The sequence below is a fragment of the Corallococcus exiguus genome, from assembly GCF_009909105.1.
Taxonomy (GTDB): Bacteria; Myxococcota; Myxococcia; order Myxococcales; family Myxococcaceae; genus Corallococcus; species Corallococcus exiguus.
In genome coordinates this window covers 87463-104374 of the sequence record NZ_JAAAPK010000002.1, presented here as the reverse complement: position 1 = coordinate 104374, position 16912 = coordinate 87463, and the positions used below count along the sequence as shown (strand labels likewise).

General features: G+C 68.5%; 17 protein-coding genes. 10 read left to right on the top strand and 7 right to left on the bottom strand.

The features are described from left to right. Nucleotides 1-3 precede the first annotated feature (3 nt). Nucleotides 4-1395 (top strand): APC family permease, encoded by a 1392-nt coding sequence (locus GTZ93_RS06995; protein ID WP_139914739.1) that lies wholly within the window; start codon nucleotides 4-6, stop codon nucleotides 1393-1395. 55 nt (nucleotides 1396-1450) lie between these two features. Here the strand turns inward: GTZ93_RS06995 and GTZ93_RS06990 are convergent, their stop codons facing one another. Further along, nucleotides 1451-1765 (bottom strand): hypothetical protein, encoded by a 315-nt coding sequence (locus GTZ93_RS06990; RefSeq protein WP_139914741.1) that lies wholly within the window; start codon nucleotides 1763-1765, stop codon nucleotides 1451-1453. A 383-nt stretch (nucleotides 1766-2148) separates the two neighbouring features. On the opposite strand from GTZ93_RS06990, the gene GTZ93_RS06985 reads away from it, so the two are divergent. The 3 genes from GTZ93_RS06985 to GTZ93_RS06975 all read left to right on the top strand — a co-directional run bounded on the left by GTZ93_RS06985 (nucleotide 2149) and on the right by GTZ93_RS06975 (nucleotide 5011). Further along, nucleotides 2149-2703, top strand: coding sequence for a hypothetical protein (locus GTZ93_RS06985; protein WP_139914743.1), 555 nt, complete (start codon nucleotides 2149-2151; stop codon nucleotides 2701-2703). A 144-nt stretch (nucleotides 2704-2847) separates the two neighbouring features. Continuing rightward, nucleotides 2848-3426 carry a hypothetical protein gene (locus GTZ93_RS06980; protein ID WP_139914745.1) on the top strand — a complete coding sequence of 193 codons (579 nt, stop codon included), beginning with the start codon at nucleotides 2848-2850 and terminating at the stop codon, nucleotides 3424-3426. A 508-nt stretch (nucleotides 3427-3934) separates the two neighbouring features. Next, on the top strand, nucleotides 3935-5011 hold the full coding sequence (locus GTZ93_RS06975) for a helix-turn-helix transcriptional regulator (RefSeq protein WP_257978882.1): 1077 nt from the start codon (nucleotides 3935-3937) through the stop codon (nucleotides 5009-5011). A gap of 81 nt (nucleotides 5012-5092) precedes the next feature. Here GTZ93_RS06975 and GTZ93_RS06970 read toward each other — a convergent pair whose 3' ends face one another. Next, a complete protein-coding gene (locus GTZ93_RS06970; RefSeq protein ID WP_139914748.1) occupies nucleotides 5093-5803 on the bottom strand; it encodes an iron-containing redox enzyme family protein in 711 nt (236 codons plus the stop codon). Nucleotides 5804-5882: 79 nt separating this feature from the next. Beyond that, the gene (locus GTZ93_RS06965) at nucleotides 5883-6695 is read right to left on the bottom strand and encodes a GNAT family N-acyltransferase (RefSeq protein WP_121751505.1); all 813 of its coding nucleotides are present in this window, start codon (nucleotides 6693-6695) and stop codon (nucleotides 5883-5885) included. Between the two features lie 153 nt (nucleotides 6696-6848). Between GTZ93_RS06965 and GTZ93_RS06960 the strand changes: the two genes are divergently transcribed. Then, on the top strand, nucleotides 6849-7979 hold the full coding sequence (locus GTZ93_RS06960) for a hypothetical protein (protein WP_139914750.1): 1131 nt from the start codon (nucleotides 6849-6851) through the stop codon (nucleotides 7977-7979). A 3-nt stretch (nucleotides 7980-7982) separates the two neighbouring features. Here the strand turns inward: GTZ93_RS06960 and GTZ93_RS06955 are convergent, their stop codons facing one another. Further along, entirely contained in the window at nucleotides 7983-8846 is an 864-nt protein-coding gene (locus tag GTZ93_RS06955; RefSeq protein ID WP_139914752.1) for an SDR family oxidoreductase, read from the bottom strand. 124 nt (nucleotides 8847-8970) lie between these two features. On the opposite strand from GTZ93_RS06955, the gene GTZ93_RS06950 reads away from it, so the two are divergent. After that, on the top strand, nucleotides 8971-9693 hold the full coding sequence (locus tag GTZ93_RS06950) for a TetR/AcrR family transcriptional regulator (protein ID WP_139914754.1): 723 nt from the start codon (nucleotides 8971-8973) through the stop codon (nucleotides 9691-9693). 58 nt (nucleotides 9694-9751) lie between these two features. Here GTZ93_RS06950 and GTZ93_RS06945 read toward each other — a convergent pair whose 3' ends face one another. Both GTZ93_RS06945 and GTZ93_RS06940 read right to left on the bottom strand, forming a co-directional pair. After that, nucleotides 9752-11185 carry a glycoside hydrolase family 43 protein gene (locus GTZ93_RS06945; protein WP_126933960.1) on the bottom strand — a complete coding sequence of 478 codons (1434 nt, stop codon included), beginning with the start codon at nucleotides 11183-11185 and terminating at the stop codon, nucleotides 9752-9754. 97 nt (nucleotides 11186-11282) lie between these two features. Further along, entirely contained in the window at nucleotides 11283-12854 is a 1572-nt protein-coding gene (locus tag GTZ93_RS06940) for a PKD domain-containing protein (RefSeq protein WP_139914756.1), read from the bottom strand. A gap of 166 nt (nucleotides 12855-13020) precedes the next feature. Here GTZ93_RS06940 and GTZ93_RS06935 point away from each other — a divergent pair, with 166 nt between their 5' ends. From GTZ93_RS06935 to GTZ93_RS06925, 3 genes are read left to right on the top strand one after another with little or no spacing between them, the layout of a single operon-like run. Next, nucleotides 13021-13431, top strand: coding sequence for a CHAT domain-containing protein (locus GTZ93_RS06935; RefSeq protein WP_161662688.1), 411 nt, complete (start codon nucleotides 13021-13023; stop codon nucleotides 13429-13431). Between the two features lie 44 nt (nucleotides 13432-13475). Next, nucleotides 13476-14333 carry an SIR2 family protein gene (locus tag GTZ93_RS06930; protein WP_139914760.1) on the top strand — a complete coding sequence of 286 codons (858 nt, stop codon included), beginning with the start codon at nucleotides 13476-13478 and terminating at the stop codon, nucleotides 14331-14333. A 7-nt stretch (nucleotides 14334-14340) separates the two neighbouring features. Further along, on the top strand, nucleotides 14341-14895 hold the full coding sequence (locus GTZ93_RS06925) for a non-canonical purine NTP pyrophosphatase (RefSeq protein ID WP_139914761.1): 555 nt from the start codon (nucleotides 14341-14343) through the stop codon (nucleotides 14893-14895). 37 nt (nucleotides 14896-14932) lie between these two features. Here GTZ93_RS06925 and GTZ93_RS06920 read toward each other — a convergent pair whose 3' ends face one another. After that, a complete protein-coding gene (locus tag GTZ93_RS06920) occupies nucleotides 14933-15505 on the bottom strand; it encodes a hypothetical protein (RefSeq protein ID WP_139914763.1) in 573 nt (190 codons plus the stop codon). A 92-nt stretch (nucleotides 15506-15597) separates the two neighbouring features. Here GTZ93_RS06920 and GTZ93_RS06915 point away from each other — a divergent pair, with 92 nt between their 5' ends. After that, entirely contained in the window at nucleotides 15598-16863 is a 1266-nt protein-coding gene (locus GTZ93_RS06915) for an amidohydrolase family protein (protein WP_139914765.1), read from the top strand. The last annotated feature ends 49 nt before the right edge of the window (nucleotides 16864-16912 follow it).

Genomic DNA, 16912 nt, shown 5'->3' with positions numbered 1-16912 from the left:
CCCATGAGCCCCTCCAACCCACAGGATGAAGCTGGAGCCCGCCGCGACGGCTACGCCCGGCGCGTCGGATTGTTCTCGGGGGTGATGCTCGTCATTGGCGGCATCATCGGTTCGGGCATCTTCCTCAACCCGGCCATCGTCGCGCAGCGCGTGCACACGCCCGCGCTCACCCTGGCCGTGTGGCTGCTCGGCGGAGTCGTGGCGCTCATTGGCGCCTTCATCTACGGGGAATTGGGCCAGCGCATCCCCAAGGCGGGCGGCAGCTATGTCTATCTGCGCGATGCCTTTGGTCCCCTGCCCGCGTTCCTCAATGCGTGGGGACTGATGCTGATGATCGCCACCGGCGCCATCGCCGCGGTGGCCGTCACCTTCGCCAACTACACGCTCGCGCTTACCGGCCTGGGGCCCGGCTTCCGCTTCCCCCTCGCCGTCGGCGCCATCCTCCTGCTCTCCGGGGTGAACTACTTCGGCGTGCGGTCCGGGACGCTCACGCAGAACGTCTTCACCGTGCTCAAGCTGCTGGCGCTCGCGGGGCTCGTGGGCGCGGGGCTCCTGCTCGAAAGCGCCCATCCCGCCGCGGTGGAGGTCGTGGCCGCTCCGGTGGCGCCCGACAACCTCGTGCTCGCGCTGGGGGCGGCGCTTGTCCCGGTGCTGTTCAGCTACGGCGGCTGGCAACAGACGAACTTCGTGGCCGAGGAGATGGTCGACCCCGAGCGCAACCTGCCGCGCGCCCTGCTGCTCGGCGTCATCGGCGTGGTGACGGTGTACCTGCTCGCGAACCTCACCTACCTGCGCACGCTCGGCGCGGTGGGGCTCGCGGCGAGCAGCGCCCCGGCGGCGGACGCGCTCGGCCAGCTCATCGGGCCCGCGGGCCGCACGTTCATCACCCTGGGCGTGGCGCTCTCCACCTTCGGGTTCCTCAACCTCGTCATCCTGGTATCTCCGCGCGTCTACCAGGCCATGGCCGCGGATGGACTGTTCTTCCCGTGGATGGCCCGGCTGCACCCGCGCTACCGCACGCCCTCCAACGCCATCCTCTTCCAGGCGGCCTGGGCCATCCTCCTCACGGGCACGGGCACGTACGGCGAGCTGCTCGATTACGTCGTCTTCGCCGACTGGCTCATCTTCGGCGCCACGGCCGCGACGCTGTTCGTCTACCGAGCGCGCGAACGCCAGGGGCTGGTGCCTCGCGCCGCGTACCGGGTGCCCGGCTATCCCATCACCCCGCTCCTCTTCATCGCGGCGGCGCTGTACGTCCTGCTGGGCTCCACGGCCTCCAACCCGCTCAACGCGCTCAAGGGCACGTTGCTGTTTGGCGCGGGCGTGCCCGTGTTCCTGTTCTGGCGCCGGCGCATCCGGCGGACAGAGACCCCGCCGGCCCTGGGCGCGCCTTGATGGGAGGCCCGGCGCTCCATCGCGATCGCCAGGAGCCCCGGTTCACGCTCGCGACTCAGCTCTCGACGGCGGCGGACTGCTCAGCGGCCGGGTTCTGCTCGCTGCACACCAGCGAGGAGGCATCGGCCTGCTGGACCGCTTCCGGGGTCGCCGGGGCGGAGGAGTCGCTGGAGCCGCCAATGCCATCCACGCAGCCCCAGAACATCGCGTTCTCGGCGCACGTGGTCGTGCGTCCCCAGACATCACAGACCATGCTGCAGGGCCTTTCATAGCAGATGTCTTCACACTGGGGCTTCGCGGCCAGGGCCGCCGCGGGTGAAAGGGAAACAACAGCCAGGGCAACCAGGAGGGACTTCTGCAGCGTGCGCATGCGTGCTCCGTCTGAGAAGAACTGCCCCGCCAGTGTATGATGTTGTTTGACTACGAATACAACACGTATTTGTTTTGCTCTCAGTCGCTCAACGACATCGGGGAGCTGACGAAAGCCTGCGGCTGATTGTCAGTAGGGTCGCCCCACGCTCGCCCGCCTACCCGGCGAGCGGGGGCACGCCGAACCCAGGTGACGTGTATGGGCAGACCCGTGGAAACCCCCTAGCCAGGCGTCCAACGCAATGTGCAACACGACCCGGGCGCAATCGTCCGCACCCACGGGAATCACCTGATTTGCTCGTTCTGATTTGCAGTTAAATCAAGACCAGTGTTAGGAATGCCTCGGCTTCGGCCAACCCCACACAATCAACTCAGGAGTAGTCCATGACGAGGAACGTGAAGCGTTTCCTGGCCGCCTCCCTGTTGTCCCTCGCGCCGTCGGTTGCCTTTGCCGCTCCGGCCGATCTCGGGTTCCCCGACTACCTGTCCCAGCGCAACGAGTACGTCAGCGTTCGCGAGGGCGCGGTCGAACTTCCCCAGGTGCGGAGCGGCGCCTCCATTGGCCCGGCGCTGGAGAACTTCTTCGTCTCCAACCAGAGCGGCGCCACCATCTCCCTGGGCCTCCAGACCGTGACCGGCACGTTCAACGGCGTGTTCACGCCCTATCCCGTGCCCACCGCCACCCTGGGCGGGTTCCAGATCAACGCCCCCGCGCCGGCCCCGTCGTTCTCCCAGCAGTACTACTGGACGGTGAACCCGTCGGCCCCGTCCACGTCGAAGACGTGTGTCTGGCGCGTGGACATCGCGGACAACGCCGGGACCTGCACCGCGACGATCTATTACGGCACCTACGGCGGCGCCGTCTGTGCCGTGGACACCATCAACTCCTTCATCGACGTGAACACCTGCCAGGCGCAGATCGTCACCATCATGCAGTGACGTGAGCTTCACGCCGCCCGAGGCCTTTGCATGAGGCCTCGGGCGGTGCAGGGTCAATCGCGACATCCTGGCGCGCACTGACAGCTCTGGAGATGATCCAGCCGGCCGTGGCAAGGTTCGCTGGGTCCTCGCCCCAGAGAAGGCATGCGCCGAGCTGTCATAGCCCTGCTGCCGTTGCTGTGTGTCCTCCCGTCATTGCAGCAGGCCCAGGCGAAGGAGCTGGCGGCCCTCGTCCGCGACCTGACTCCTGGGACGCAGTCGGGTTCTCCCTCGACCTTCACGTCCCTGGGGAACACCCGGTTCTTCTTCGCGAACACCCACGGCCGCATCGACGTCTGGAGGTCGGATGGCACGACCCTGGGCACCGTGAGCGTGTCCAATCCACCGTCAGCCCACACAGGCCAGGAGCCTGGGGGTCGCGGTCTCGTGGTGGGGAACGCCCTCTACTTCGTCGCCAACAACCTCCATGACCTGGTGCGCCTGGACGGGACTCTCCCACTGGGCCCCGCCGTGGGTGGACGCGCCAATTTCAGCATGGGCGTGCATGGCCTCTGGAGCACGGATGGCACCGCGCCGGGGCAGGTGGATCCGGGAGCGATGGGACGACGGGTCGGGAGCTCTGGCACCTGTCGCTCACCCCCCTCTTCTGCCCCCCGCCAGCCATCATTGAAGCCGCAGGAGCCGTCGCCACGTATGCGGGCGTGCGACTGGACGAAGACGTGAAGCCTGGAACGAGGGTGCGTTACAGCCCCGTCGACGGAACCCTCCTCCCCCTGGGGGTCACCCGGGTCATCGCGGAGGTCGAGGAGGCGGGCCTACCGCCGTCGGCGTGCACCTTCCTCATCACCGTGAAGGACACCACGGCGCCCACGCTCCAGTGCCCGGCGGACATCGAGACGCAGGTGGCGGAGGGCGGAAGGAGTCTCCCGTATACTTTCGCGGCCACCGCGACGGATGCCGTCACCGCCGAGCCGCCCCTCACCCTCGTTCAAGGTCAAGGTGACGGAGTTGGAGTCAGGCTGTGGCTGCGGCGCGACGCAGGGCACCGGTGGCTGGATGTGGCTCGCGGGGCTGGGGTGGTGGCTGTGGCGGGGGCGGCGCCCGCCCGAACCGAAAGGGCCGGGCAATACCTCTTGAGGGTGAGGGACAGGTTTTCAGCACGTAGCTATGGATGAGCGGTCGCGACGTACAAACCCGCAGGGTTGCCCCAGGAGGGTGGATGTTCAGTCCCATGAATCGCACTGCCGACGGGATCAAGGACCGGGCCATCGTGGCCCTCAACAGCTCCCTGTTCCTCCCCCAGGCCCTCGAGGCCGCACGCGCTCCCTTCCTCGAGCTCGTTCAGGCCGATGCCATGGCGCTATGCCTCATGCACGTCGCGCCCAAGGCGGACTTCCGGTGGTACGTCCCGGGCCACCCGCTCCGCATCCTCGATGAGTATGCCAGCCTGATTGACCATGACTTCCTCCGGGCCCCCATCTTCGCCCGGCCCAACGTGCCCGTCCGCGACACGCAGCTCCTCACCCGCGGGGAGTATGAGCGAACCCTCATCTATCAACGCAGCCAGGAGCTGGACCCGCGCTTCGAGCACATCATGGCCGTGCTCCTCCACATCCGCCCCGGTCTCGTCGCCGCGCTCGCGCTCTACCGGAACCGGCGACGCGCCTTCACGACCGAGAACGCCGCCGTCCTCTCCAGCCTCAACCCGCACCTGGTGAACGCGGTGCGCAACTGCAGTGACGTCCAGACCCTCATGACCGGAGCCAGCCTCCTCGAAGAGCTCTACCGCCGCAACGACTCCGCCTTCCTCGTCGTGGAGAACTCCTCCAAGGAGGCGATGCGCTCCGAGCACGCCGCCGCCCTCCTGGATCGCTGGTTCACCCGGTCGGACCTCGACTCCTCCGGACTCCCGCGCGCCCTGAAGGAGCAGTTGGACGCCCTGGTTGCGCTGGGCGCGGACGCCCGGCTTGGGAACACCCGCTGGGTCTCCAACCATCAGGATGGCAACCGCACGTGCCGGTTCGTCGAACTGCCTACCGAGGAAGGCCCCCGGCGATGGGCCCTCTTGCTGAACGAGACGCCCCACTCCATCCCGCTCCCCGCGGAGATGGAGTGCGAGCTCACCACGCGCGAGGTCACCGTCGCGAAGTGCCTGCTCCGCAATCGGAACAACGAGCAGATCGCGGATGAGCTCGACCTCTCCGTCCTGACCGTGAAGACCCACGTGCGAAACATCTTCGACAAGCTGGGCATCGACGGCCGCGCGGACCTCATCTACCAGGCCGCGCGCCTCAACAAGCCTGTCTGAGAAAGTCGAACGCAAGAGAAGACGCCTCCCGAAGGGCCACGGCTCGAACGGGAGGCTCTCCCAGCTTGCGTCTGTTTGTCTCTACCTCGTGTGGGGGTGGCCGACGGTGGCGCCCTCACGGAAGATGCGCGGGTAGACGCTCCGGGCGACCCGGGCGGAGAAGAGGATGGCCTCCTGGTCCTCCGGGTCCGTCAGCGGCGTCAGGATCTTCTGCATCTCCGCCACGTGGCCCCCGTCCAGCGCGCCGTGGCTGCGCAGGAACGTGACGGACTTGCGGATGTTGGGGATGGTGGACACCGCCTGCAGCCGCTCCGCCCACACGCCCGCCCGCGTCTGCGACAGGTACTCCAGCGCGTACGCGGTCCCCAGCACCGCCGTCGGCACGCCCGAGAGCGACGTGAAGAAGTTCCACCCCGTGTAGGCATCCACCGCGGGGTTGTGCGCCGCCGCCTCCACCTGCGCCTCCGGGACGCCCAGGTTCTTCAGGTCCGTCAGCAACCAGATGTCGTGACCCCGCTCCTCCTCCCCCTTCTGGATCAACAGCTTCGCCAGCTCCGGGTGCCGGCCCAGCCGGTTCAGCCGGTGGCCCGCCTCGGCGAGGATGGGGGTGCTCCAGCGGGCGTAGTGATACGTCTGGACGAGGTAGTGGATGTAGCCCTCCACGTCGAGGGTGCCGTCGAGGAGGCCGCGGGCGTCCGGGTGCGCATCCACCGCCGCCACCAGCCCCCGCGCCTCTTCGTCCAGCGCCGCCAGCCAATTCGTTGCCGTCTGCTGCTTCGTCTGGGTTTGCACGTACGTCTCCTGTCCGGGGCCTTTCGGGCTCCCGGTTGTTGCGTGTGGAAGGTGAAGGGAAGGAAGGAACGGCCCCGGCCTAGGCGGCGGGGCTCACACCGAACTCCAGCGCGTGGAAGCGCGCCAGGCTGTCCGCGGGGATTTCATCCAGCGCCATGACGAGCGGCAGCGTGAACCACTGGAAGTACGCGTCGTAGAGCGGCTCCGAGATGAAGCGAGCCCCCATCGTGCTGGCGAAGAGCGAGGGCGACCGGGGCAGCCGCAGTCCGTCCAGCTGCCCCTGCTCCGCCCTGGCCCGCTCCTCGGGCGTATAGAAGCGGTTGCGGGGATGCACCGGCGCCTGCCACGGGTCGGGCACGTCCACCCGCCAGCGAGGGCTGAGCCATCCGCGGCTGGCCGCCACCTGCCACGACAAGAGCGCGTCCTCGGGCGAGTCCGTCTCCAGGTTCGCGGACGCAATCCAGTGCGTCACCCCGCGCCGCCGGCTCTCCGTGTACATGGCCGTCTGCAGCCACGTGACGGCCTCCGTGCGGCGCCACTTCGGCAGCACGCAGAAGCGCGACGGCTCCGCGAACGACATGCCCGGCTGGATGACCCTGGAGAGGTCCACCCGCTGAGCCATCTCCAGCCCCACCGTCCCGCCCAGGTTCGCCGCCACCTCCGCGTTGGGCAGCGCCACCCGCATGGTCGCCACGGCCTCCGAGCCGGCATGGACGAGCAGGTGCACCGTGGTGTCGAGCGTGTCGATGCAGGTCATCTCCCGCCGCGACACCGACCACTGCGCGTGCAGCAATCCCATCTCTCCGCCAAAGACGGCCCAGCGGATGCGAGCCACGTCATCGAGATCCCGCTGTGTGGTGGCAACACGCCAGCGCCAGTGAATGCAGCTCATGGGTCCTCTCCCGGTAGGGAAACGGGCCGGTGTCTCACCGCCCTCACACGTTATTTCGTCGCGGGTGACCCGAGTTCGAGCGCGGATTCGACTACGCTGAAACATGCGGCCGGGAGCATGGGGCCCTGACCGCGACGGATGGGGGCATCGAGGATGAGCGCGGTCGCAGCGGGAGTGTGTCTGCTGGTGGAGCTGGGGCTGGGCGTGGCGCTGCTGGTCGGCACCTTCTTCACCCTCGCCTTCAGCAGCGAGTCGTACCGGCACTCCGCCACGCCGCTGCATCAGGCGTTGAACGGGCTGGCCTTCGTGCTCGCGGTGCTCCCCCTGCTCCTCACCCTCTGGGTCGGCTGGCGGCGCTTCCTGTCGGACCGCCCGTTCGACTCGCTCCCGCTGGGAATGGGCCTGCCCATGGTGGCGCTGGTCGCGTGCGCCATCACCGCCGCCCTGGCCATCATGGGGGGCGAGTGGTCGACGTCGCGTCACCGCGCACGGCAGGAGCTGGAAGCGCGGCTCGCGCTGCGCGCGGCGGTCGAAGGGGGCGCGTCGGACAAGGCGTGCGACCTGGTGGCCGCGGATCCGCGCGCTTCGGCCGAGGACATGCGCCGGTGCCGCGCGTTCATCGAGTCCCGCCCCGACGCCGAGACCCGCTGGACCGAGCTCGCGAAGTTCGCCGACGCGCGGGGCGGCTTCAACACCTGGCACCTGGGGCAGACGGGGCTCGCGCCGGACTGGGAATGGGGCAGGACGGTGCCGGTCATCCGGTATGACCAGGAGTGGTTCCTCCGCACGTTCTATGAAACGTGGCTGGCCCGGATACAGGACCTGCCAACCCTGGAGGACCTGGGCGGGTTGCAGCTGGCGCTCCAGAGCAGCACCCGCTACCTGGGCTGGGATGCCCGGGCCGTGGAGACCCTCCGCACCCAGGTGCTCCCCACGCTGAGCGCGCGGCTGGAGGCCCAGGAGCCCCGCCTGCGCGCCCTGCCGGGCATGGACCCCTGGGTGCTGGACGCGATTCGAGACCGCATCCAGAGCCTCCAGACGAAGCCTGACGACGGCGTGGAGCCGCTGCCCCCGTTGCCGGGAACGCCGTCGCCGGGAGACGTCGGCGTGGCGCGGATGGACGACACGGGCGCGCTGGACCTGTGGCTGCGCGCCACGCCCACCTCGGGGAACTTCGGAGACGTCTACGTGCGCCGGGCGGCGTACGACAGCGAGTACGAGAAGTGGCTGAAGTACCTGGGGCCGCTGCGTCCCGGAGAGCTCCGGTTCATCCCCGCGCCCTGAGCATCAGCGCAGCTTGCCGGCGAGCAGCTCGCGCATGCTCACCGGCTCACGCCCGAGCAGCTGCCGCAGCGTGGGGTCGACCGCCGCGAACTCGCCGTCGCGGCTCGCGCGGTAGAGGCCGAGCGAGATGCCGACCACGGGCGCGGGCATCCCGCTCGCCACGAGCTTCGCGCGCATCTCGTCCTCGGACACGGTGCTTCGACGGATGGGACGTCCGAGGATGCCGGACGCGATGTCACACAACACTCCGAAGTCGAGCGCCTGCGACGCCGTGAGCGGCGGCGTCGGCCCGTCAAACCGCCCCTCGTTCGTGAGGATGACCGCCGCCGCCTCCGCGAGGTCCGCGTGCGTGGTCCAGGAGACCTTCCCGTCCGCGGGGGCCTCGAACACGCCCGAGGACAGGGCCCGCTCCAGCAGGAACGCCGCGCTCGAGGCGTAGAAGCCATTGCGAAGCGAGGTCCACGCCATGCCGGACTCCGCAAGCATCTGCTCCGTCGCCGCGTGGTCGAGCATCGGTGGAAACGCCGACGTACGGCTCGCGCCCATGTGACTCGTGTAGACGATGCGCCGCGCGCCGGCGGACCGCGCGGCGTCGATGGCGGAGCGATGCTGGGCCAGGGGATCGCCCCCATGCGCGGCCGCGTTCGACGAGACCATCAGCACCTGGGTCGCGCCCTCGAAGGCATGCGCGAGGCTCTTCGGCTCCGCGAAGTCCCCGCTCCGCACCCGGACGCCGCGTGCCGCCAGGTCCTGGGCCTTCTGGACGTCCCGGACGCTGACGGCGACCCGGTCCACCGGGACGCGGGCGATGAGCTTCTCCACGATGAGGCGGCCAAGCTGCCCCGTTGCTCCGGTCACGACGATCATCGAGCGCCCCTCTTCCTTATCGACGGAAACAAAATCGAGATACCGACGATAACGTAGCGACCGCTATCGCCGTTATCAAGCGTTCGTTACCGTCGTTCCGGAAGCCGCGTGTTAAGTCAGGCGCATGAAGGACCGGGAGAAGGTCACCGCCGAAGACGCCGAGGGCCCCGATACGCGTGCGCGCATCCTGGCGGCCGCCGCGGAACTCATCGCCTCTGGAGGACCCGACGCAGCGACCACGCGTGCCGTCGCCGCCGCGGCAGGCGTGCAGGCACCCACGCTCTACCGGCTCTTCGGCGACAAGCACGGGCTCCTATCGGCCGTCGTCGAGCACGAGCTGACGAGCTACGTGGCGAAGAAGGCCGCGCGCAAGCCGCACCCGGATCCGCTTCAGGACCTGCGGATGGGCTGGGACATGCACGTCGCGTTCGGACTCAGCCATCCAGGGCTGTTCGCGCTCATGTGCAGCGACCTGGAGCCGGCCCCCCAACCCTCCGTGGTCGGCACGGGGAATGAGGTCCTGCGGCGCCGCATCCGGAACATCGCGCTCGCGGGCCGCCTGAGGGTCAGTGAAGAGCGGGCGCTCGGCCTCGTGTCGTCCATGTGCAACGGCGCCGTGCTCACGCTCCTGCGCCAGCCCGAAGGGCAACGCGACCTCGGACTGTCCGAGGCCGCGCGAGAGACGGTCATGGCCGCCATCTCCAGCGAGACGGCGCCTCCGGCGAATACGGAGGTCCGTTCAGCGGCCACCACGCTGCGAGCCTCCCTGGACCGGCTCACCGTCCTGACCCCAGGCGAAAGCGCGCTGTTGAGCGAACTGCTGGCGCGCATCACGGATGCCGGGTGACAGCGCGCGTCGTCAGGTAGGGGCCGGAAGCCGCCGGTCCCCCACCTGGTGAAATCCGTTACGGCATGGGCCGCGAACCGGAGGACGGAGCTTCCGGAACCGCGGGCCAGCCGTTGGGCCACGTCATCGCATCCACGAGCATCACCCGGGCCGTGTGGGCGCTGTTCCACGCGTGGTAGACCATGACCGTGTCCCCACCGGGTCCAGTGACCACCGAGTTGTGGCCGGGCCCCACCCAACCGCCGCCCGTCTTGAGGATGGGGTTGCCCAGCTTCGTGTAGGGCCCCAGCGGACTCGTGGCCCGGGCTACGCCCACGGCGTAGGTGCTGTTGGCGTACGAGTTGCCGCTGTAGAAGAGGTAGTAGTAACCGCCCCGCGCGACGACCCACGGCGCCTCGACGACGCCGCCCTCCCAGCCAAGCGTGTTGCTCATCAGCGTGCGGCGCGTGCCGGTGAGCGACAGCCCATCCGCCGACAGCGTCTGGCCATAGATGGGCGTGGGCTGCCCCACCGCGTTCCCATCCGCCTTCCACACCAGGTACGGCACGCCCGCGGTGTCGTAGAAGAACGTGGCGTCAATCATCCCCATGCCCGCGTCATGCACCAGGGGATGGCCCAGGTCCGTGAAGGGCCCCAGCGCGCTGGTGGCCGTCGCGGCGCCGATGGACAGCTTCCCGTCCTGGTGGCGCGCGGTGAAGTACGCGATGTACCGCGTGCCCACCTTGTGGAGCTCCGGCGCCCAGTAGTCTCCCGTGGCCCACGTCGGCCGGCGCGCGGAGGGGAAGATGTTGCCCGCGGCCGTCCAGGTGACCAGGTCCTTGGACGTCCGCAGCGGGAACGCGTTGGCCGCGCCCCCGGACGTGCAGGCCGCGACGTACTGCGTGCCGTCATGGATGACGCCCGGGTCCGCGCAGTCCACGGGCACCACGGGGTTCTGGTAGAGCCCTCCACAGCCCGTGTAGCGCAGCGAGATGCCGCACGCGTTGGTGCCGCTGAAGTACGGCGACCAGTCGTTCGACAGCACCGTGTACGAGTTGGGAGAGGCATTGGTGCAGCCCCGGTCCCACGTCACGCGGCCGCCCACGTCGTCGTACTGGGCCGCGTGTCCCGCGGGGTGCAACCACGCCGGACCGTAGGTGACGCGCGTCGCGCAGGTCGTGGCGCCGGAACAGTCCGTGTCGAGCGCCAGCACACAGGCGTTGGGCCCGGTGAAGTACGGCTTCCAGCCGTTCGACAACACGGCGTAGGAGTTGCTGCCTTCGTTGACGCAGCTGCCGTCCCAGGTCACCAGACCGCTCGCGGTGTCGTGCTGCTCCGGGTGCCCGGGGTGGATCCACCGGTCCCCGTAGGTGATGCGCGTGGTGCACGCGAGCGCCCCGCTGGACGTGCCCACCGGGGCCTCGTCCACGAGGGGAGCGTCGGAACGCTCTTCACCACAACCCGCCGCGAGCGCGGCGAGGACGACGGCGGAAAACAACGAGGGGTTCTTCATCGATGGACCTCCGAGTTTGCGAAGACTCGGAAGTCCTATTTATCAGCTTTTACCAGTTGTCGAGATTCCGTCCCGTCCCGGGCATGGGAAGGGTCGGTCAGCGAACCTCGAGTTCGTAGATGCGCGTCGCCGGGTCACCGTTCTGGCTGGGGGTGGTGATGTTGAGCCGGACGTAGCGCGCGGACGTGGCGCTGATGGCGTGGGTGGAGGTGTTGGCGGTGTTGTTGGTCACCGTCACCGGGGTGCTCCAGCTGGTGCCGTTGGTGGAGGTCTGGAGGGTGAAGGCCCGGGTGTTCCAGGTGCTCGCTTCGCCGCCCGCGCCGGCATGCTGGACCGTGAAGCTGCTGACCGTCTGCGCCGAGCCGAGATCCACCTGCATCCAGGCGCCCGACACCAACGAGCAGAACTTGTCGGTGGTGCCACCGGAGACGCTCCCGTTGACCGCCTTGGCGGGCGTTTCGCTGCTGTTGCAGGCGGTGGAGCCGGTCGTAGGTTTGTTGAGCGCCAGGTTGGCGTAGCCCGAGCCGACCGAGACGGCCTGGGTCTTGGTATTGCTGGCGCCGCCGTTGTCCGTCACGGTCAGGCTGACGTTGTAATTGCCAGCGCTGGCATAGACACGACTGGGATTCGTCGCGGTCGAGCCGCTGCCGTCGCCGAAGCTCCAGTTGCGTGAGGTGATGGTGCCGTCGCTGTCGCTGGAGGCGTCGCTGAAGGTCGCGGTGAGTCCGCTCACGGTGACGCCGAAGTTGGCCACGGGAGGGGTGTTGCCGCTGACCGCCGAGTTGATGGCCGCCGCGTACTGCGCGCTCGTGCCCTGCGCCACGCACTTCTGGATGTCGTCATACAGCCACATGAAGCCGCCGTTGATGCCGGCGCTGCTCTTCCAGGTGCTCATCCGGCTCCGCACCGAGGCCGGACTGTCGCCGCTGGCGCAGTTGGTGCCGTGGCGAGACCACAGGCCCGGGTCGACGGTCATGCCCATCGCGGTGTTCCAGCTCGCGGGGTTGTTGCCAGCGCCGCCGTCGTAGACCTGCAGGTAGATGCCGTCGACCGCGCTGCCGAGGTTGTCCTTGAGGTTCCGCCAGAAGGTCTGCTGGGTGTAGGGCGCGAAGGTGATCTTGAAGCCCTGGCCAATGAGCATCTGCCCGAACTGCGTGGTGGGAGCGAGGTCGTAGGCGCTCTCGTCGTCGAAGTTGACCGCGTTGGCGCCGGTGGCGGCCTTCAGCGCCTGGAAGTTGCGGTAGAGGATGCTGTTGGTGCCGGTGCCGCAGACGAGCGTGCTGCCGCAGCCGGCGGCGGTGCCGTTGACCAGCCGGGCCATGCGCTCGAAGTCGGGGACGCTCCAGGCGCCAATGGACACCTCGATGCGATTGACCGAGGTCGGCGCCGTCTTGAGCGTGGCCAGCCGCGTGGGCCAGGCCGGGTCGCCGATATAGGCGCCGTTCCTGACGACCGGGATGTCGTTGTAGACGAGGTCGCCGTTGTCCTCGATGTGGAAGCTCCAGAGGATCACGGTGGTGAAACCCGAGCCGCGCAGGTCGTTCATCACCGCGGTGCCGCCGGAATAGAACGGGCCGCCGCCGTAGATCGCGGAGTCGGCAAGGGCCACTGGCGAGACCGTGGCCAGCGCGAGGGCAAGGCAGGACGCGAGTTGCTTCGACTTCGGCATGGTGTGCTCCCCAGTCATGGACGCGAGGCCATGGACATTGCGAGCACATAAACACGAATGTCAATACTAGTCAGACAAACTGCATTAACCAGAAATCCTCAAGAGGCCACCGGGGGAGCTCCGCCAGGTATGCCAGCGTGCCGCCCTGGGGGTTCCAGGCGGGCGAGTGCGCATCGCCCGCGCCGACCTGGAGCTCGAACCCTCCCAGGCCCACGATGGCCGGCTGAGACCCGCGGAGATCGCCACCCTGCCCCTCCAGCGGGCCACGCTCGTCACGCTGGCGGCATGTGACACGGCCCGGGGTGAAGCGGAGCTGAGCGACGAGCGCCTGGACTTCACTCGGGCCTTCCTCATCGCGGGCGCCAGCGCGGTCCTCGCCACCCGCTGGAAGGTCGCGGAGGACGAGGCCACGACCCGGTTCCTCGTGGACTTCTATCGCGCATATCGCGAGCCTTTGGAGACGCCGCCCGCCTTGCGGAAGGCGCGGGCACTCACGGTCGCGCGGCGACTGGCCCGCGAGCGGCAGGAACCCGCCAGCGTGTGGGCCGCGTGGGTGCTCGTGGGAGACGCGCGTTGAGGCGGTGATGGTGCCGGGTCCAGGGATGGAGTTGGATGCGGGCCATGACCGTGCTGACGCTCACGAAGGCTCTGCCCCGGCTCCAGAAGGCCTATCAGGAGCACCGGCTGATTCCCTTCCTCGGGGCGGGCTTCTCCGCGCCGCTCCGGCTGCCCACCTGGAGCGGACTCATGCGGTGGATGGGAGGCAACCTGGGGTTCGACCCTCCGGAGCTCTTCGAGGTCCACGGCAACGCGCAGCAACTCGCCGGCTACTTCGAGCTCGAGCATCCGGAGCGGCTGATGGGCTTCATCCAAGAGATGAGGGAGCGCTTCCACCACCGCGACGTCGACAAGCAGCGGCGCACGTCCATCCAGCACCAGGCGCTCGCGGGCTGTGACTTCCGGACCCTCTACACGACGAACTTCGAGCACCATATCGAGAGAGCCCTGCGCGACCGGAACAAGAAGCGGAAGGTCCTCACGCTGACCCGGCTCGAGGACTTCATGAAGCCCGTGGACCCGACCGCCTGCAGCGTCATCAAGTTCCACGGCGACCTCGCGCACCCCGAGACAATCGTCCTGACGGAAAGCCAGTTCTTCGACCGCCACCGGTTGGAGGCCGCGCCGGATCAACGGCTGCGCAGCGACCTGCTGGGCAACGTGTTCCTCTTCGTGGGCTACAGCTTCAGCGACCCCAACATCCGGTACATCTGGCACCGGATGGATCGGCTCCGGAAGGAGAGCCGGAAAGGAACCGGCGCGAGCTCAACCTCCGCCCCGCTGAAGTCCTATTGGGTCACCTTTGGCGCGGGCCGCGTCCAGCCACGGCTGCTCGAGGAATGGAACATCGACGTCATCGAGCTGGATGCAAGCGACAAGTCCGCGAGCGTCGCCGAGTTGCTCAACCAATTGCATGCGTGAGGGAAGGATGACCCCCGTCTACTTCAGCACGTCGAACGCGGAGAAGTTCGAGGCCGTGAAGCGCTTCTTCCACCGCAGCAGGACGCCTCCGCGGCTCCTGAAACAGGAAGTCCCGGAGGTGCTTTCCCACGACCTGGACTTCGTCGTCCGCGAGAAGGCCTTCGAGGCGTACAGGAGGACACCGGTCCACCTCTTCGTGGAACACGGCGGGCTCTACATCGACCATTTCAAGCAGCTGCCGGGCCCCCTGGTGAAGCCGTTCTGGAATGCCCTCCAGGGAGACCTCTGCACCTTGATCCCCCCAGGGGCCTCGCGCGCCGCCCATGTGATCCAGCGCGTCTGCTATTGCGACGGCCAGAAGCTCCAGGTCTTCGAGGGACGCATCGAGGGCAGCATCGCCCCCATGCAGAAGGGCACGGGCCTGCACTGGGAGCCCGTCTTCATCCCCGCGGGGCAGACACGAACGATGGGCGAGATGCCCCTGGATGAGAAGCTGGCATGCAGCGGGAGCGCCCAGGCCTATGGGAAGCTGCGGAAGGCCTTGGGACGGCTGCTCGGGTAGACAGGCCCGAGGTGGCGCCCATCTTTTCCTGCCTTCGTCAGTCGCGGAAGTGCGACTCCGCGATGGAGGCACCCCAGCAGCAGGCGTCATCTCCTTCCTCGCCGGTGGGCAGCGTCGTGTGGAGCGGAGCGCCCGCCTTCACGTCCTCGAAGTAGAAGAGGTTCTTCGGGAGGAGGACGAGCGCACGGTCCGCCTTGCGCGTGCGCAGGGTGAGTTGCGCCAACGCCGGTTCGGCCACGTCCGCGGGCCCCTTCGGGAAGAAGGCCTCTCGCTTCGGCGGAGCACGGTCGCCCTCCGGGATGCAGCCGCCATCCTCCGTGGAGACCTCCACTTCGCGCACACGGCAGCCCTTGCCTTCCGCGAAGTGGAACACCGCCCGCACCTTCGTGAAGTAGCAGTCGGGGGTGCCGCAGTCCGCGCTGTGGACGTCCGCCACCGCCGTCAGGCGCACCTTGTTTCCAGGCAGGGACTCCACCATGCCGTTGCGCGCGTAGCGCTGGAACAGGGGCGCCTGGGCGCAACTGGAGGACACCGGAGCCCCCGCCCGGGGTGCGTCGCCAGGCACGGACAGCAGGAGCGCGACGAGGGGCGCGGCGTGCTTCAAGGACATGGCTGAAGTCATATCAGGCGCGGGTCCAGTCCATCGACCGTTTGACGGGCTCCGCGCTTGGGAGCACGGTTCGGATCAGCGAGGTGAACAACATGAAACGGGTCACTCTGATTCTCTCCCTGGCCACCGCGGGCTGTGCGTCCAGCCAGCGTCCGGCTCCCACGGATCGCTATCTCCTCACGGGCACGCGGCTCTATGTCGCTCCGGACGCGCCCCCGTTGGACAACGCCTGGGTGGTCGTGAGCGGCGGGAAAATCGAAGCCATGGGTTCCGCGCCGGTTGCTCCGCCTCCCGGAGTGCGGATCGAGGACACCTGCAGCGGTGGGGTGATCACCGCGGGGTTCCAGAACAGCCACGTCCACTTCACGGATGCCGCGTTCGCCGGAGCCGTCAGCCGTCCGCGCGACGAGCTTCAGCCACCGCTCAGCGGGATGACCACGCGCTTCGGCTTCACGACGGTCGTCGACACCGGCTCCGACCCCACGAACACCGAGGCCCTTCGCCAGCGCATCGAGCGAGGCGAGCTGCAGGGGCCGGCGATCCTCACCGTTGGGTCCCCGCTGTATCCGCGGAACGGCATTCCCTTCTACCTGCGGGACCTGCCGCCCGAGCTGCTGGCGCAGCTTCCGCAACCCGCGTCGATGGAGGAGGCCCGCGCCGTCGTCCGCACGAATGCCGAGGGCGGCGCGAAGGGGACGAAGCTGTTCGTCGCCACGCCCCAGGGCGGTGGGGAGATCCGGCGCATGGCGGCGGAAATCGCTCGCGCCGCGGCGGATGAAACCCACCAGCGCGGGGGTCTGGTCATGGTGCATCCCACCGACCCCGAAGGCGTGAGCGCGGCCGTGCAGGCTGGCGTCGACGTCGTCGTGCATACGACCATCGATTCACCGAAGACCGGGTGGAGCGAGGCGCTCGTCGGCCAGATGGTCGCGCGCCACGTCTCCCTGGTGCCCACATTGCAGCTCTGGGGGTACGAGCTCGCCAAGGCGGACGTGCCCACGGACGTGCGCGACCGCCTCGTGGGGGGCGCTGAACGGCAGCTCGCGGCGTTCTCCAGCGCGGGTGGCCAGGTCCTGTTCGGCACCGACGTCGGTTACATGACGGACCTGGATCCGACGCAGGAGTACGTCCTCATGGCCCACGCGGGGCTGACCCCGATGCAGATCCTCGCATCGTTGACCTCCGCCCCCGCTGCGCGCTGGAGCGCCACCGAGCGCCGGGGCCGCGTCAAGCCGGGCTTCGACGCCGACCTCGTGGTGCTCAACGGAGATCCCTCCACGGATGTCCGGCGGTTCGCGGACGTGAAGTGCACGATTCGAACGGGCAAGGCGCTCTTCGTCCGCGCTTCCGCCGAGTAGCGGATTGCCACGATTCCCCACGCGGCATGTCCGGGGCGAGCATCCACAC

Coding starts and splice junctions, on each gene's coding strand:
- GTZ93_RS06985 (WP_139914743.1), top strand. CDS start 2,149: ATGACGAGGAACGTGAAGCGTTTCCTGGCCGCCTCCCTGTTGTCCCTC.
- GTZ93_RS06975 (WP_257978882.1), top strand. CDS start 3,935: ATGAATCGCACTGCCGACGGGATCAAGGACCGGGCCATCGTGGCCCTC.
- GTZ93_RS06960 (WP_139914750.1), top strand. CDS start 6,849: ATGAGCGCGGTCGCAGCGGGAGTGTGTCTGCTGGTGGAGCTGGGGCTG.
- GTZ93_RS06980 (WP_139914745.1), top strand. CDS start 2,848: ATGCGCCGAGCTGTCATAGCCCTGCTGCCGTTGCTGTGTGTCCTCCCG.
- GTZ93_RS06945 (WP_126933960.1), bottom strand. CDS start 11,185: ATGAAGAACCCCTCGTTGTTTTCCGCCGTCGTCCTCGCCGCGCTCGCG.
- GTZ93_RS06940 (WP_139914756.1), bottom strand. CDS start 12,854: ATGCCGAAGTCGAAGCAACTCGCGTCCTGCCTTGCCCTCGCGCTGGCC.
- GTZ93_RS06920 (WP_139914763.1), bottom strand. CDS start 15,505: ATGTCCTTGAAGCACGCCGCGCCCCTCGTCGCGCTCCTGCTGTCCGTG.
- GTZ93_RS06995 (WP_139914739.1), top strand. CDS start 4: ATGAGCCCCTCCAACCCACAGGATGAAGCTGGAGCCCGCCGCGACGGC.
- GTZ93_RS06955 (WP_139914752.1), bottom strand. CDS start 8,846: ATGATCGTCGTGACCGGAGCAACGGGGCAGCTTGGCCGCCTCATCGTG.
- GTZ93_RS06915 (WP_139914765.1), top strand. CDS start 15,598: ATGAAACGGGTCACTCTGATTCTCTCCCTGGCCACCGCGGGCTGTGCG.
- GTZ93_RS06965 (WP_121751505.1), bottom strand. CDS start 6,695: ATGAGCTGCATTCACTGGCGCTGGCGTGTTGCCACCACACAGCGGGAT.
- GTZ93_RS06925 (WP_139914761.1), top strand. CDS start 14,341: ATGACCCCCGTCTACTTCAGCACGTCGAACGCGGAGAAGTTCGAGGCC.
- GTZ93_RS06990 (WP_139914741.1), bottom strand. CDS start 1,765: ATGCGCACGCTGCAGAAGTCCCTCCTGGTTGCCCTGGCTGTTGTTTCC.
- GTZ93_RS06950 (WP_139914754.1), top strand. CDS start 8,971: ATGAAGGACCGGGAGAAGGTCACCGCCGAAGACGCCGAGGGCCCCGAT.
- GTZ93_RS06930 (WP_139914760.1), top strand. CDS start 13,476: ATGACCGTGCTGACGCTCACGAAGGCTCTGCCCCGGCTCCAGAAGGCC.